Source organism: Clostridium sp. AM27-31LB (genome assembly GCF_003480745.1).
Taxonomy (GTDB): Bacteria; Bacillota; Clostridia; order Lachnospirales; family Lachnospiraceae; genus Butyribacter; species Butyribacter intestini.
In genome coordinates this window covers 112,991-126,811 of sequence record NZ_QUJS01000007.1, presented here as the reverse complement: position 1 = coordinate 126,811, position 13,821 = coordinate 112,991, and the positions used below count along the sequence as shown (strand labels likewise).

Genomic DNA, 13,821 nt, shown 5'->3' with positions numbered 1-13,821 from the left:
ATAATAGCATTACATATTACACAGCATTTTAAATCATTTGACATAAACCTGTCATATTACGGTACCGGCAAAATTTCAACAATAACTTTACACATTTTAGTGCCATATCAGGCACGGAAAAGAGGTTAAACATGAACAGAAACAGAAATTCAATTTTTTGGGGGCTTATGCTCATCGCAGTAGCCTGCTATCTTATCTTATGCCAGCTTCACATTGTAACACTTGCGGTAAGCATAACTAAACTTATATTAGGTGTTATCTTTATCGGAACAGCGATAAATTCAATTATAGAAAGAAGTTTCGCAGGTTTCTTCTTCTCACTTGCCTTTTTATGGATAATATTTGACAACATTTTAGGACTTCCGCATATATCAACAAAAATTGTTATTATTGTTGCTTTACTGCTGACAATAGGTTTTTCAATGTTGTTTCCAAAAAAGAATTTTAACAATAAATATTCAAACCAAAACAAGCACGCAGAATGGGACGATTATGATGACCCTGACAAAGTTGGCAGACATCAGACTGTATTTAATGAAGATACAAACGATACTTTCTATGGAAGTAACCGCTTTGGAGCATCAGCTAAATATATAAACACGGGTGATTTTAAAAAAGCAGACCTCGACTGCTCATTCGGAGAACTCAAAGTTTACTTTGACAGTGCAAAGATAATATCTGAGTCTGCTGAGATCCATGTCAGACAGAGTTTTGGTTCTACACAGCTTTTCATTCCAAAAGAATGGCAGATTATACCGAAAGCTTCAGTCTTTGCAGGTGCTATAGAAGAACGAAATCGCAATAAAAGTACCGGTTCACCTGTTGTTTATCTGACGGGAGAAGTTAAATTCGGAAGTGTGATAATTACTTATGTATAAAATTTATAAAAGAGCAAGTCTTTCGGCTTGCTCTTTATATAAATTTCATTGGAAAATCATAATGCTCTCTCTGCCATCTATTTTTCCACCAAGTCTTTTTGCATATATCGTACTGCTGCAATCACCCTTATATTTATCCTTAACTTCAATCTTATATATCGTATATGGCATTTTCTCTTTATCTGTACCTGTTTCAAGCATTTTTGTTTCCTGTGCAGCAACAGTTCCCGAAACAAGTATATCCGCCGCCTTTACAAATTTTGAAGCCTTATTGTACTCAGGTTCATCTACACTTATATAATTTACGGTATCGTCAGTCATACTATCTGATATATCATAAGCAGCTTTACTGCTGTATTTTCTTTTTACATTTGAAACATCAAAAACCTGTGGCTCATATATTTTATTTCTGTTTCGTCCATGATTCATAAGAGACACATCATATCCCGCCGGTGACTCAACCGGATTGTCCGCAAGCCAATATAAATGCCCTATTTCATGAAAATCATGTCTAAATGGTCGATTTTAACGCCTAAATGGTTATTTCCATCTTCTAACATCCATCTGTCATAACTTATTACAGTTGAAGAAATATTCCGATTAATTTTTTGTTCTCAAAAAATCGTCCATATCTCTGTTAAGTAACTCAAACTGTTTTACCGTTTCTTTATTAGCAGATTTAAAAGAAAGCATCTTTTTAAGATAACCCTGCTCCTTAACAATTTTAAAACTCTCATTATAAACAAGTTCAAACACAAGTGCCGCATGACCGACAAGATTGTCTATAGGTGTCTTTTTAAGACTTCTAAGTACGGCGTGATGCTCCATAAATGCCGTCATAACCTCCTCAGTCACTTTAGAATTTTTAAGAGCTTCCGTTGTTACATCATAAATAACCTCAAGTGTTACATCATAATTCACTTTTAATATATCTATCTTGTCAGCATCCCTTATAATATTGCAAAACATCTGTACTTTTTCAGGAAGTCCTTCTTCAATGCGATATGCACTGTGATTAAAAATCGCAGTTTTTAATATATCAAGCTCCGAAAATTCCTTTTTTAACTTATCTTCTGATTTATCATCTTCAATATCTGCCTTTGATTTAGTTTTATCAACAAATTTCCATATAAGCCCCTCATCAAGCAAAAGTTCAACTCCATAGTGTGCATGGTCGATAGAGTCGGCATCCGAAAAAGTCCCATAATTTTTTAACTGTTCAAATCTGCCTATATCATGCAGCATACCGATAAGCCACGCAAGGTCTGTATCAGCTTTATCAAGTCCAAGTGATATTGCTATCCTCTCACTAAGAGCCGCCACCCGGTAGGTGTGGTCAACCTTAAGTTTAATCTTCTCATCACTTGTATCATAATTATCAGTATATTTTTTAAAAGTGTCTTCAACATTTTTTCTGTCTATGATCATTAGAAATCTCCTTATTTTACATCGTATTGTTACTTAACTTCTTCCAATTTATTTTTGTTGATATAAATATTATATACCTTTTTTAAGTCTAACAATTCATCAAATTCGGCAGCATACTGAACTTTAGCTTTACCATTGTACTTTTGACCGGATTCGCTGAGTATATTATCACTATTGCTCAGACTATTGACTGTTTTATCATTTTCATCTTTTATTGCGATTACAAGCTCATCCATAGTATTATTTGTCACATATCTCAAACCTAAAGGCGACAGATATAACACACCAGCTTTTGACTTAAATTCTTTGCAATCATCAGCAAATTTTAAATTAAAATTGTACTGCTTATATTTCTTATTGATTCTCTTTGCTGTATCTGTAATCTTTATGCATTTGTTTAAGTCTGTATCCTGCCAAATTTCATTATTTATCTCAAAAGAAACATAAATATATAATTTATTCCCTTTATATTCTGCATATTTAGTAAATGTACCTGTTGCTTCATACTCAAATGTAAAACGATTATCTTTTCCAAATGATTTTATTGTATTATTTTTTTTGTCGATATCTGCATCCACTTTATTACCATTTTTATCGGAAACTGAAATCACCAAATATCCAAGCTGTGTTTTCTTTTCACATAGGCCTTCTTCTAACTCAATAACATAATTATCAATTTCAATTTTTTGATTTTCTCTTGTTAAGAGATTATTTGTTATTTTCTTCTGTACAGCGTTGTTATCAGCAAAGAAAAATTCAAATAAATTTTCATTTGAATATGCGTATGTAACAATATTTGCCACTAAAAATACAAGTACGATAATACTTAATGGTATAATTATTTTCTTTTTCATATCTATGTTCCTCCTCATCCTTATATCCTGTAACATAAATGTAGCTTATTTTATTAAACAACTTGTTCAATGATATTATACTTTATTTATTATATCAATTCCATGCAAAGACTTTTAAACTATTATTTAGTATTATTTATAAATGTATTACTCTCGGACACCAGCCTGTCAAATAATCACAAGAAATGGATACTGAAATAGCAGCTAAAGTGCGAAATCATGGCAAGTATATAGCACTCTACGCTAGTGTACTGACCTGTTGATATTTTTGAAGAAATCAAAATAATACATCATTACGAATACTATTTATCTCCGGGTAACCTTTTTGTAACTAATTGACAACATATTAAGAGTTGAATATGCACTAAGCGAACTCGGTCAGTCACTTAAACCTATTCTTGACTCAATGGTCGATTGGGGTAATGCATATAAGCAGATGCAATAGCAAACTTACTGCCCACTTGCAAACATGAACATGACATTAGCCATTATCTGTCAGACCATGCATCAATGAGTAAATCTTGTAGGATGTGAACAGATAAAGTCATTTTATAATGCCTGCCACAATTCTTTCCATTCACTGCCACTGCATGAAACAAAATATTTCATCCAGTGACTTGTATTTTTGTTGTATTTTTCACCGATATTAACATCGCGACTCATTTCATCTTTTAATATAATAAGATTTTTATATGATATTTCATCACTTGAAAACCTCTTAACATAATACCTGTATATCATTTGAAGCTGTTCTTTTCCCTGCTCAAAATCTATATTTTCAATGCAAAATTCATTCATGTTTGCTATATGTTTTTTTATGATTTCATCATTAGATTTGTTTATATATGTTTTCATTTTTCCATTTCCTGTCATTTATCTCCTCGTAAACTTCTCCACTTTCTTTATCCTTTGCAACCGCACTGTATGTCTGTGCCCTGAAAAATTCTTTTCCGCTCTCCTCTGTAAGAAGTTCATCCTGCGGAAATGCAACTCCATCCTCAACAACCTCATTCCATATCTGTATCATAGTCTTAAGGTCGTTTTTCGTGTATTCTTTTATTTCTATGTTCATGATTTTGTCTCCTTATATTTTTCTCTAATGATTATTATATCACAAATTCATATAACACAAAGTGCTACAGATGCGAAACATCTGGATTTTGGAGTTGAGTATATCATAAATTGCAAACCGCATATAATGGAATATTTTCCATCCAGCCCTGATCAATATACTTTTTTGATGAAAATCGTACTGCTTTTTCGGGATGATATTTCTCACAATATGCTTTCAAACTTTGCAACTTTATCATAATATTTTTTTCCAAATTCTTTCATTAACCATGTTTTTCCAACCTGTCTCGCACCCATTAAGAGCAAAGGTTTTCTGTTTTCTTTTTCTTTCCACTGCAAAAGACTTTCTATCGCAAATCTATACATTCATCATCACCTCTTTAAAAGAGTATATCACATTTTTTCCGTTCTATTCAACATACCGCTCTACATTTTTTCTGACCTAAATCATACTTTATTCTACACTTTTTCCGACCTAAATCACACCTTATTCTACACTTTTTCCAACCTAAATCACACTTTACTCTGCACTTTTTCTGACCCAAATCATACTTTACTTATACTTTCCACTTTATTTCTTATTATTCTCTTTAAAAATACATATCCAACTGCACAAGCTACTACTTCCGTTATCGAAAATGCCCACCATATCAATGAAATTCCCATCTGACCGTTTCTTACAAAAATTGAAAAAATACCCGCCAATGGTAAAATAATCACAAATTGTCTGAGAAGCGAAATAACCAGTGACTCGATGCCACCGTCCAACGCCTGATATATTCCCTGATATGCTACATTTATTCCTGCAAAAATAAAACTTATGGAAATAATTCTCATTGCTCCAACAAAATATCCTCTTGATTGTCCTGCATTAAATAAAGTTGCAAAAGCCCCCGGAAAAATCTCCGTAATTGCCACACCTACAATCATAAGTACAATCGTATAAACAAGTCCGTATTTGATTCCGTCATTTATCCTCTTTTTACTCCTCATTCCATACCCAAAAGCAATAATTGGTGTGATTGCATCTCTAAGTCCAAAGGCGAGGAACAGTACAAACTGCTGTACCTTATAGAACAATCCATATGCTGTCTGTGCTGACGGACTGAACTTCAAAATCAGATTCATCACATATACCATGATAGACATTAATGCCTGTGCAATAATTGCAGGGAGTCCAATCGCATAGATTTCCCTGATAATTCTGCCATTCGGTTTCATGAATTTTACTCCATGCTCAAATTCCTTATTTAATTTAATATGGAAAATAAACAACAATACAGCAGATACAACCTGTCCGATTACAGTAGCATATGCAGCACCCTCTACTCCCATCTCAGGAACCGGACCAATTCCATAAATCATGATTGGATCAAGAATAATTTATCAATATGTGTGATAAGACACACATAAAAAACGAGTAACAAAACTGGATTTACGCTAGTCTGCTACTCGTTCGTTAATTATTATATTTGTGTTTTAAAAAAAAGTCAAACAAAAATCTTATTTCAACTTCGTCCCATCCTCACCTAATACGCTCTCATCAACACTTACATTTTTAATTCTGCCAAGATACTTATTGTCATCTATGACTTTGATAAGTTCACATTCAAGAGCTACCGGAAGTTCCTTGATAACAGAACCCGACATTACATTTTTTCCCTAATAGCAGACTTTTATCTGCTGACAAACACGATGCTATAAAGCGTACGAACACTCCTATAAAATACTTTTAAACCGGCTTTATGTTCCCTTTAACAATGTTCTCCTTTATAATTCTGTCAATAACCTCATACAGACGCTCAGAGCCAAGTTTTGTTTTGCTCTGTCTGCCGTACACCTGCTCTGCCGTCACACCATGTTCTATCCAGTCACCGCCACCGTTACTGTTATTTAAGATTAAAGGCTGGAGATTGTCCATCGCATGAGCAAATTTTGACTCCGCTGTCTTAAATTCCTCAAACTCATCAAACAGCTTTATAAGTTCGTCTTTCTGTTCCTCCGGGAGTATTGAAAATAGCCTCTCTTTTGCCGCATCTTCTCTTGCTTTCTGTGTCTTAAGATTTTCAGCATCGTACGCATATGTATCTCCTGCATCAATCTCCACTATATCATGTATCAGGCACATAAGCATAACTTTTCCAATATCCACCGGTTCATTTGAATACTCTTTTAACAGATATGCCATGATTGCCATATGCCATGCGTGTTCCGCATCATTTTCATTTCTGCCGTGACCTGACAGATGTGTCTGTCTGAATATATTTTTTTCCTTATCTATCTCCAATGCAAAATCAAGCTGTTTTTTTAATCTTTCATCCATAAAACTTTGCCTCCTAAAAATAAATCAAATTCTGATAACCCGTGTCATACTTGCAATTATAGTAAAATTAAAACTTTGCTTTTAACAACTCCGCAAAGTATTCAATATAATACCTCAAAGTATTCTTATACCTCTGATTGTTACATTATTATTTGATTTCAACCTTTGCATTACATTATAACATTGCTTATTTTTATTTTCTACCTTTGCAAAAAGCAAACACAAAATGGTGTCTTCTCTCTTTATTCAGATAAAGCTTTACGCTAATAAAATCTAAATACAAAATAATTTCTTTTTTGTTTATCCAAATAAAATTCAAACACAAAATAATTTCTTTTTTTGTTTATCCAAATAAAATTTTACGCTGACAAAGAAAAAAAGACAGAGGTTTCTGCCTACTATTCACCTATATATCTCCAGACATTTGCAAAACTTTCATATATATATACATAAGTCAAGCGAATATTTGCAATCTGCTTTTATACTTGCTCATAACACAATATATAATTAGTTTCTTTATTGCCCGATATATAGTGTAAATGGTAACAGCTCTAAAACCCTCTGTCTGTTTTGTTTTAACGGTAGTCTTTCTTTATTTCCAGACTTCTTCTGCTATCTCTTTCACAAGTGCAAGTTTTGCCCACTGCTGTTCTTCCGTAAGTTTATTTCCAATCTCACACGAAGCAAATCCGCACTGTGGACTTAAACATAAACGGTCAAGCGTAATGTATTTTGCAGCCTGTTCAATTCTTGCCTTTACGGTTTCCTTGTCCTCAAGTTCAGGTTTCTTAGTTGTTATAAGACCAAGAACAACTTTCTTATCAGGTGAAACTTTTGCAAGCGGTGCAAATCCACCGGATCTCTCATCATCATACTCTAATAAAAGTGCATCAACATTTTCCTGTGCAAATACATAATCTGCAACTGAATCATAAGGTCCGCTTGTAAAGAATGTAGAATGATAATTACCTCTACAGATATGTGATGTTATAACCATATCTTCCGGTTTCTTTTCAAGTGCAAGATTATTTACTTTCAAAAGCTGTGCCTTTACATCTTCAATATCAAGTCCGAGTGATTTATATCTCTGTTTTGCGGCATCCCCTACAATCGCACCCCATGTGCAATCATCAAACTGAAGATTACGGCATCCAGCCTCATAAAACTGTGCGATAACTTCCTGATATGCTGTTCCTATATCCTGTATAAGCTCATCATCCGCCTCATAAAACTCTCTTGTCTTAGCAATATTCTGAGGAACTATCATCTGCTGGTACATCTGTGCAGGTGCAGGAATCGTGTATTTAGCCACTGTATTCTCATCCTCAAACTGCTTAAGAAATTTAAAATATTCCACAAATGGATGTTCTTTTGCCTTAACCCTGCCAACAAGATAAGTGGCTTCAAGGTCTGCCATCTCTCCATTAAACTGAACTCCGCCGCCCTTTTTCTCATGAGCAACACCTTCAAATCCCCACATAAAATCAAGATGCCAGAACTTTCTGCGAAATTCTCCATCTGTTATAGCATGAAAGCCTGCTGCTTTCTGCTTTGCGACAATGTCACGGACGCAGTCATCTGTTATTTTTTCAAGCTCGTCCTGTGTAATCTTACCTGCCGCAAAATCAGCCTTAGCATCTTTTAATTTCTGTGGTCTTAAAAAGCTTCCTACAAAATCATATCTGAATGGTGTTTTTAATGTACTCATCTGTATAACCTCCTGTTTGTTTCTTTGTTCATACTTATGTTAAAGTTTTAAATACTAATTTACGAGTAACAATATGTTAAGCGTATATTTGCAATTTGCTCTGCTGCTTGCTCGTAACAATACTTTTGTTTTTCTGAAGTTATATTATCATTTCACCATTACATATGTATAATATCTTTATTTTGTAGTTTGCCATAGTTTAAAACTATGGCAGGAAGTTTCATTGCTTCACTTTCATAACTTTCAACATACATACCGATATTACCAGAACTATCGGAAATACACATCCTGCAAGCATTCCTGCTTTGAGATTATTACCGGCATTTTGTGTTACAAATCCAACTATTGCAGGTCCTATCGAACCTCCCATATCTCCTGCCATTGCCAGTAATGCAAAAAGAGCTGTTCCTCCTGCTTTTATCCTTACTGATGTTATGCTTATCGTACCAGGCCACATTATGCCGACTGAAAAACCACATATTATACAGCCTGCAAGACCGGCAATGGGATTGGCTCCAAGTCCCGCCAGCAGATAGCATACAAGACACAACACGCCTGAACCTGTCATAAATTTTATAAGGTCAACTTTTTCTCCGTACTTTCCATAAAACAATCGGCTTATCCCCATTGCGACTGCAAACAGACACGGTCCCATAATGTCTCCGACACTCTTAGAAAGTCCTAGTGCCGATTCTACATAGGCTGATGCCCACTGTGCCATTGAGATTTCGCTTGCACCTGCACAGACCATTAATATTATAGAAATACAGAATATCGGAAGTCTGCACAAGTCTCTTATTGCAAGCCCCTCTCCTTCTTCTGTCAGTCGTTCTATCGGACAACTAAGGAAATTAAATACATTATAAATAGGAACTAACGCCCATATGCAGGCGAGTATCCGCCAGTTTTCTATTCCAAATACAGCAAAGAACGCTGTCGATAAAAGTATGACTCCTACCGCCCCCCAGCAGTAAAATGAATGAAGCAGGCTCATTACACTGCCTTTATTTTCAAACGGACAGGCTTCTACTATCGGACTTACAAGCACTTCTATAAGACCGCTTCCCATAGCATAAACAATAACGCTTATAATAATTCCTGCATACGCATTTGGCAAAATCTCCGGCAATATTGCAAGTCCTATAAGTCCTGCTGCCGAAAATATTTCAGATGCAACAACGCACTTTCTATAACCGATGCGGTCAACAAATTTGGCACAGAACAAGTCTATTAAAAGCTGCGTGAAGAAAAATGTTGTTGATATAAATGCTATCTCGCTTATCGGTATTCCATATGTTCTTTTAAAAGTTAAAAACAACAATGGTGCAAAATTCGCCGCTATCGCCTGTGTAATAAAGCCAAGATAACACGCAATAAGAGTTTTTCCGTATTTGTCTTTCATTTCTGTTTCCTCCAATTTTTCCTATGTTTTACCGCAAATGTAAATATCAGCAACTAATTATGTATTGTGCTGTTTGAATATTTATACTTTTGCAGTTTTACCATAACCTGTTTATGTATTTATATTTTTTTGTATTATATTACATTTTTTTAGGAAATAATTGAAATATACAGTTAATTTCTAACATTATTTTATTATTTATATTTTAACATATGTTATCTTACGCAAACAATATTTTACTAAGACTTCCCATACCTAAAATGGGATTCGCACCTTATTGGTGTGGGAAGTTTTAGTTATTAATATTTCCAGCTTCTCAAACACTTTTTCAGCATACAACAACTTAATCTCATGTCTGTCCATGCCCTTAACATCAGCATCAAACTCAAAAGAATTTACTTTTTCACCTGCAATTATACAAAAATATACTTTTCCCTGAACACTGTCTGCATTATTGGGGTCAACATTTCCTGTCGTTCCCGTTATACCGATTGCTATATCCGTATTCAATTTTTCCTTAACAGTCTGTGCCATTGCCTTAGCACACTCGTTTGAATACACACCGTATTTATTTATTATACCTTCATCCACACCGACAAAAATCTTAGTCTGATTAAGATAAGTCACATATCCGCCCGGAAAGATTGCTGATGCCCCTTCCGTGTCGGTTATCATGGATGCAATAAGACCTGATGTGCAGCTCTCCATAGTTGAGATTGTGGTGCCGCTGCTTATCAGTTTTTTTATTAAATTGTCAATTTTATTTTTCATGTTATTCCTTACTATCCCCCGTAAATCAATCTTAAATGCTTTTACTTATGAAACTTAACAAAAAATCTCTGAAATCCATTTTCAAACATTGAACTACCTGATTTCTTTCATCATAATATACCGCTGCAAAAAGAATTTCTTAATTCAGAAATGAAGATTAATATGTTGGTAAAAATAAAATTAACAAGGCTGTCACATTAAGTATATTCTATAGTACTGCTTGCGACATCCCTGTTAATTTTTTGTGCAGATAAATTATAAATTTTATCTTACATTATCATAATGAGTCCACATTCGGATAATTTTTATTGTTCCCTGATATTTTATATCATCTTCTGTAAACTCATCTTCATATACCTGATAGACCAACCGATGTTGTATATTTATTCTCCTCGAAATAATCCCATCAAGATTTCCCACCAGTTTCTCATATCGTGGCGGAGTCTGATAAGGGGCATTTTTAATAATATCTACCAGTAATTTTGCCTTAGATGAAATACCTGCCTGTTTTAATTTTTCTAAATCTTTAACAGCCTGTTTAGTAAAAAAACTTTATACATCACCATTGTACCATATCTTCTGAAATGCAATCCTCCATTGGTTCTTTTACTCCATCCAAAATTGATTTTGTCATACCTGGAATAGAATCTAAATACAATGTTTCCTGTATTGCATTCCAATCATCTTCTGAAATTAACACAGCGTTCCCTTTTTTGCCAACAATCAATGCCGGCTCGTGATAAACACTGACATTTTCCACAAGATTATAAAGATCCTTTCTTGCATTTGTAATATTAATCGTTGACATAATAAATCTCCTTTAAATAATCAAGTTTCAATTTTAAATTAAAAATAATAATTTTCAGTAAAGTAATCTCTACATCTCTTTAAATAATAGTCTCGTCAGTAAAATTTTTTTAATAATAATATATTATTGTCATCCGTAATTGTAAATCTATATATGTTTTGCTAATAAAACAAATATAGTTATCATTTTCGTCAATAGTACACATACTTTTACAAATTGACGAAATCTATTATGTCATTTATATTATAGCGTACGCTTTGCCGTACATCAAGTATTATTTATAAAATTGCAGAAAACCTATTTCGAGTCCGAGAATTTTTCCAAGTGCAAAGTATGTCAGACACGCTGTTACAAACAGACAGGTCACATCAAATGTAATCTTTACTCTTGAATACGGTCTGTTTATTATGATTGCCAAAATAAGTGCTACCTCTCCTCTAAGTATAAGTCTTTTGTCTTTCATGTCTTACATCTCTTTTCTTTTTTATTGGATTTTTCCGCATGAAATTATAGTCCTTTTTTAGGAGATGGCAAGAGATATATTCACCAATGATTCCTAATATTTAAAATGCTTAACAAAATTATTTTCCAATAATTCAGGAGTATAAATATATGCTTCTTTAAAAATATATTTTTCTAGTTTTCTCATGTAATCTGATTGAAACTTTTGACCAGCCAAAAGACATTTACGCATCTTATCAGCATCTACAATATTTTTTTCCTCACTAACCACCAAAATATAAACTACATTTTCTTTTGCAAACGCAATAGGATTATCATAATTAAATGTATTATATTGCATATTATTCTTATCTTTAAGTTCATATAATATATCTACAATCCAATACCAGTTTTGAAACGCTTTTTTTGTTACGCTGTCTTTTGCTTTTGATATTTTTTGATTTTTAAATTCTATAAAATACCATATATCCTCAGAACTGATTGCAAACGCATCTGCTGAAGCAAGTGATTCACTTTCCTTAACAGAATCCGGAAACCGTGCAATACGATATACATTATGTGCAATCTCATCCATATCAATTATTTTCAAATCCTGCCTGTTATTTTCATAAACAAGTTTCTTATCACCCGTTCTTTTTGTTTCTGCCTTATCCTCTGAAGCACTTGAAAGCTCTGTTTCTATACATATTTGTCGTTTATATTTGTCTGCAAATTTCTGAAACAACCCTTTAATCTGCTCATAATTCGTCATCTTCTGTTTCCAGTTCCTCTCTTAACCTGCTTAATAATAAAGTTGGGTCAACCATCTGTTTATATATCTTACTTATATTTTTTGTTACATTTTCAAAAACTGCTCCATTCTCCTGCATATCTGCCAGATAATAATTACATCTTTCGGATATTTCATATTTTTTTGAATATAACTCTAAAGCCTCCATAAAATGAGCACTATGCGTTGTTACAACAATATGAAAATCAAATTTTTTCTGCAACAATACAATTGTTTCTGCATATAACAACTGCCATTCCGGATGTAAATGTATTTCAGGCTCATCTAATACAATAACATCTTTATCGCTCAGATTTCCATTTAATAATAATTGTTTCAAAATCAAAAACGCTTTGACTCCCGTTGACAATGAAGCAACATCCAGTTCCTTAGAAGAATCATCAGCAAACTGGTACATATATTTTTGTTTTTTTACTACTTTTCCGGCAGCCACTCTGTTAATAATCTTGATAATATCCTCAAGTTTATTTGCTACCAATAAATCAGAAAACGCCTTTTCCTCTACTTCTTTGTCTTCTTTTTGAATCAACTTTCGTAAAATATTTCTCTTATGAAGCGAAAGTTCTGATATTCCAAATGTTAATATATGATTCATTTCGTCTATAACAAAAGGGTCATCTATATAAATGGAGTTATTTAAAATTTCAAATTGATGTTTTTCTTCTATACACTCATCTTTTTTAAAAATTAATCGAATATCTTTTTCTTTTATTGACAAAACTATTTCTGCCAGACCCTCTTTATCATATAAAGAATTTATCTCCCCATGAAATGATTCATCAAAATAATTAGTATATATCGTCCTGCTAAATACTTCATCCGATATTTTTTTATTTTCCTCTAAATAACCAATTACCTTTTCTACAAAATCTGATTCGTCATCACTTTGTGGAATCATACGCTCTTCATATTTTCTGCAGATTTCTTCCCGTTCTGCTGATTCACATTCTAAAAGGACCTTAGCAAATTCACTATAAGTACGCATGGTATAATGTCTGAATCTTAAATCATGTTTATATCTGTTTTGCTCAATTTCATTGCGTAACATATGTGACAACGAATCAATTCTTGCATTATTCATCTTTTCATCTATATTATATGTTGCATTGAAAACAGCGTCTAAAGTTTTGCCTATCGTACTTTTACCAATATTATTATTTCCCGCAATAATTGTGATTCCGTCAATCTCAATATCAGCTTTTAAAATTTTTGCAAAGTTTCTAATACTTAATTTCATTATCCTACCTCATTTTTAGCAACATTTTTTATTCAGTTATTATATCCTATATTATCCCAAAAATCCATCCGAAATACAAGTTGTAATTC

At 33.3% G+C, this 13,821-nt stretch carries 17 protein-coding genes and 2 pseudogenes; 2 read left to right on the top strand and 17 right to left on the bottom strand.

The genetic code is table 11. The features are described 5' to 3' along the window. Positions 1–131 precede the first annotated feature (131 nt). Positions 132–878, top strand: a complete 747-nt coding sequence (locus DW721_RS11340; protein ID WP_118745830.1) for a hypothetical protein — start codon at positions 132–134, stop codon at positions 876–878. A gap of 45 nt (positions 879–923) precedes the next feature. Here the strand turns inward: DW721_RS11340 and DW721_RS11335 are convergent, their stop codons facing one another. The 3 genes from DW721_RS11335 to DW721_RS11325 all read right to left on the bottom strand — a co-directional run bounded on the left by DW721_RS11335 (position 924) and on the right by DW721_RS11325 (position 3,160). Next, positions 924–1,307 (bottom strand): hypothetical protein, encoded by a 384-nt coding sequence (locus DW721_RS11335; RefSeq protein WP_118745829.1) that lies wholly within the window; start codon positions 1,305–1,307, stop codon positions 924–926. A 171-nt stretch (positions 1,308–1,478) separates the two neighbouring features. Next, positions 1,479–2,306 carry an HD domain-containing protein gene (locus tag DW721_RS11330; protein ID WP_118745828.1) on the bottom strand — a complete coding sequence of 276 codons (828 nt, stop codon included), beginning with the start codon at positions 2,304–2,306 and terminating at the stop codon, positions 1,479–1,481. Positions 2,307–2,335: 29 nt separating this feature from the next. Beyond that, positions 2,336–3,160 (bottom strand): hypothetical protein, encoded by an 825-nt coding sequence (locus DW721_RS11325; protein WP_118745827.1) that lies wholly within the window; start codon positions 3,158–3,160, stop codon positions 2,336–2,338. 349 nt (positions 3,161–3,509) lie between these two features. On the opposite strand from DW721_RS11325, the pseudogene DW721_RS11320 reads away from it, so the two are divergent. Further along, positions 3,510–3,605 (top strand): annotated as a pseudogene (locus DW721_RS11320) (winged helix-turn-helix transcriptional regulator); the annotation flags it as partial. Between the two features lie 104 nt (positions 3,606–3,709). Here DW721_RS11320 and DW721_RS11315 read toward each other — a convergent pair. The 14 genes and pseudogenes from DW721_RS11315 to DW721_RS11250 form a co-directional block, all read right to left on the bottom strand. Next, positions 3,710–4,033 carry a hypothetical protein gene (locus DW721_RS11315; protein ID WP_118745826.1) on the bottom strand — a complete coding sequence of 108 codons (324 nt, stop codon included), beginning with the start codon at positions 4,031–4,033 and terminating at the stop codon, positions 3,710–3,712. Further along, complete coding sequence (locus DW721_RS11310) at positions 3,990–4,232, bottom strand: hypothetical protein (protein ID WP_118745825.1); 243 nt, start codon at positions 4,230–4,232, stop codon at positions 3,990–3,992. The genes DW721_RS11315 and DW721_RS11310 overlap by 44 nt, the downstream gene beginning before the upstream one ends. A gap of 236 nt (positions 4,233–4,468) precedes the next feature. Beyond that, positions 4,469–4,597: pseudogene (locus DW721_RS11305) on the bottom strand (AAA family ATPase); the annotation flags it as partial. A 180-nt stretch (positions 4,598–4,777) separates the two neighbouring features. Beyond that, complete coding sequence (locus DW721_RS11300; RefSeq protein WP_347560379.1) at positions 4,778–5,596, bottom strand: MATE family efflux transporter; 819 nt, start codon at positions 5,594–5,596, stop codon at positions 4,778–4,780. Between the two features lie 138 nt (positions 5,597–5,734). Next, positions 5,735–5,881, bottom strand: coding sequence for a hypothetical protein (locus DW721_RS11295; RefSeq protein ID WP_243036002.1), 147 nt, complete (start codon positions 5,879–5,881; stop codon positions 5,735–5,737). A gap of 82 nt (positions 5,882–5,963) precedes the next feature. Then, positions 5,964–6,554, bottom strand: a complete 591-nt coding sequence (locus DW721_RS11290) for an HD domain-containing protein (protein WP_118745823.1) — start codon at positions 6,552–6,554, stop codon at positions 5,964–5,966. A 592-nt stretch (positions 6,555–7,146) separates the two neighbouring features. Further along, positions 7,147–8,262: a 5-methyltetrahydropteroyltriglutamate--homocysteine S-methyltransferase gene (locus DW721_RS11285; protein WP_118745822.1), complete on the bottom strand. Its 1,116-nt coding sequence runs from the start codon at positions 8,260–8,262 to the stop codon at positions 7,147–7,149. 220 nt (positions 8,263–8,482) lie between these two features. Continuing rightward, complete coding sequence (locus tag DW721_RS11280; RefSeq protein ID WP_118745821.1) at positions 8,483–9,664, bottom strand: MFS transporter; 1,182 nt, start codon at positions 9,662–9,664, stop codon at positions 8,483–8,485. 255 nt (positions 9,665–9,919) lie between these two features. After that, the gene (locus DW721_RS11275) at positions 9,920–10,435 is read right to left on the bottom strand and encodes a nicotinamide-nucleotide amidohydrolase family protein (RefSeq protein WP_118745820.1); all 516 of its coding nucleotides are present in this window, start codon (positions 10,433–10,435) and stop codon (positions 9,920–9,922) included. A gap of 264 nt (positions 10,436–10,699) precedes the next feature. Further along, on the bottom strand, positions 10,700–10,933 hold the full coding sequence (locus DW721_RS11270) for a Txe/YoeB family addiction module toxin (RefSeq protein WP_347560380.1): 234 nt from the start codon (positions 10,931–10,933) through the stop codon (positions 10,700–10,702). Between the two features lie 61 nt (positions 10,934–10,994). After that, the gene (locus tag DW721_RS11265) at positions 10,995–11,243 is read right to left on the bottom strand and encodes a type II toxin-antitoxin system Phd/YefM family antitoxin (RefSeq protein ID WP_022013202.1); all 249 of its coding nucleotides are present in this window, start codon (positions 11,241–11,243) and stop codon (positions 10,995–10,997) included. A gap of 274 nt (positions 11,244–11,517) precedes the next feature. Then, positions 11,518–11,706, bottom strand: a complete 189-nt coding sequence (locus DW721_RS11260; protein WP_118745819.1) for a DUF6198 family protein — start codon at positions 11,704–11,706, stop codon at positions 11,518–11,520. Positions 11,707–11,799: 93 nt separating this feature from the next. Then, on the bottom strand, positions 11,800–12,456 hold the full coding sequence (locus DW721_RS11255) for a hypothetical protein (RefSeq protein WP_118745818.1): 657 nt from the start codon (positions 12,454–12,456) through the stop codon (positions 11,800–11,802). Continuing rightward, complete coding sequence (locus DW721_RS11250; protein WP_118745817.1) at positions 12,443–13,732, bottom strand: AAA family ATPase; 1,290 nt, start codon at positions 13,730–13,732, stop codon at positions 12,443–12,445. Before DW721_RS11250 ends, DW721_RS11255 begins: the two co-directional genes overlap by 14 nt. Positions 13,733–13,821 lie beyond the last annotated feature (89 nt).

Bases quoted from the DNA above. Each gene is read 5' to 3' on its own strand.
- DW721_RS11340 (WP_118745830.1), top strand. From the start codon at position 132: ATGAACAGAAACAGAAATTCAATTTTTTGGGGGCTTATGCTCATCGCA.
- DW721_RS11335 (WP_118745829.1), bottom strand. From the start codon at position 1,307: ATGAATCATGGACGAAACAGAAATAAAATATATGAGCCACAGGTTTTT.
- DW721_RS11330 (WP_118745828.1), bottom strand. From the start codon at position 2,306: ATGATCATAGACAGAAAAAATGTTGAAGACACTTTTAAAAAATATACT.
- DW721_RS11325 (WP_118745827.1), bottom strand. From the start codon at position 3,160: ATGAAAAAGAAAATAATTATACCATTAAGTATTATCGTACTTGTATTT.
- DW721_RS11315 (WP_118745826.1), bottom strand. From the start codon at position 4,033: ATGACAGGAAATGGAAAAATGAAAACATATATAAACAAATCTAATGAT.
- DW721_RS11310 (WP_118745825.1), bottom strand. From the start codon at position 4,232: ATGAACATAGAAATAAAAGAATACACGAAAAACGACCTTAAGACTATG.
- DW721_RS11300 (WP_347560379.1), bottom strand. From the start codon at position 5,596: ATGATTTATGGAATTGGTCCGGTTCCTGAGATGGGAGTAGAGGGTGCT.
- DW721_RS11295 (WP_243036002.1), bottom strand. From the start codon at position 5,881: ATGTCGGGTTCTGTTATCAAGGAACTTCCGGTAGCTCTTGAATGTGAA.
- DW721_RS11290 (WP_118745823.1), bottom strand. From the start codon at position 6,554: ATGGATGAAAGATTAAAAAAACAGCTTGATTTTGCATTGGAGATAGAT.
- DW721_RS11285 (WP_118745822.1), bottom strand. From the start codon at position 8,262: ATGAGTACATTAAAAACACCATTCAGATATGATTTTGTAGGAAGCTTT.
- DW721_RS11280 (WP_118745821.1), bottom strand. From the start codon at position 9,664: ATGAAAGACAAATACGGAAAAACTCTTATTGCGTGTTATCTTGGCTTT.
- DW721_RS11275 (WP_118745820.1), bottom strand. From the start codon at position 10,435: ATGAAAAATAAAATTGACAATTTAATAAAAAAACTGATAAGCAGCGGC.
- DW721_RS11265 (WP_022013202.1), bottom strand. From the start codon at position 11,243: ATGTCAACGATTAATATTACAAATGCAAGAAAGGATCTTTATAATCTT.
- DW721_RS11260 (WP_118745819.1), bottom strand. From the start codon at position 11,706: ATGAAAGACAAAAGACTTATACTTAGAGGAGAGGTAGCACTTATTTTG.
- DW721_RS11255 (WP_118745818.1), bottom strand. From the start codon at position 12,456: ATGACGAATTATGAGCAGATTAAAGGGTTGTTTCAGAAATTTGCAGAC.
- DW721_RS11250 (WP_118745817.1), bottom strand. From the start codon at position 13,732: ATGAAATTAAGTATTAGAAACTTTGCAAAAATTTTAAAAGCTGATATT.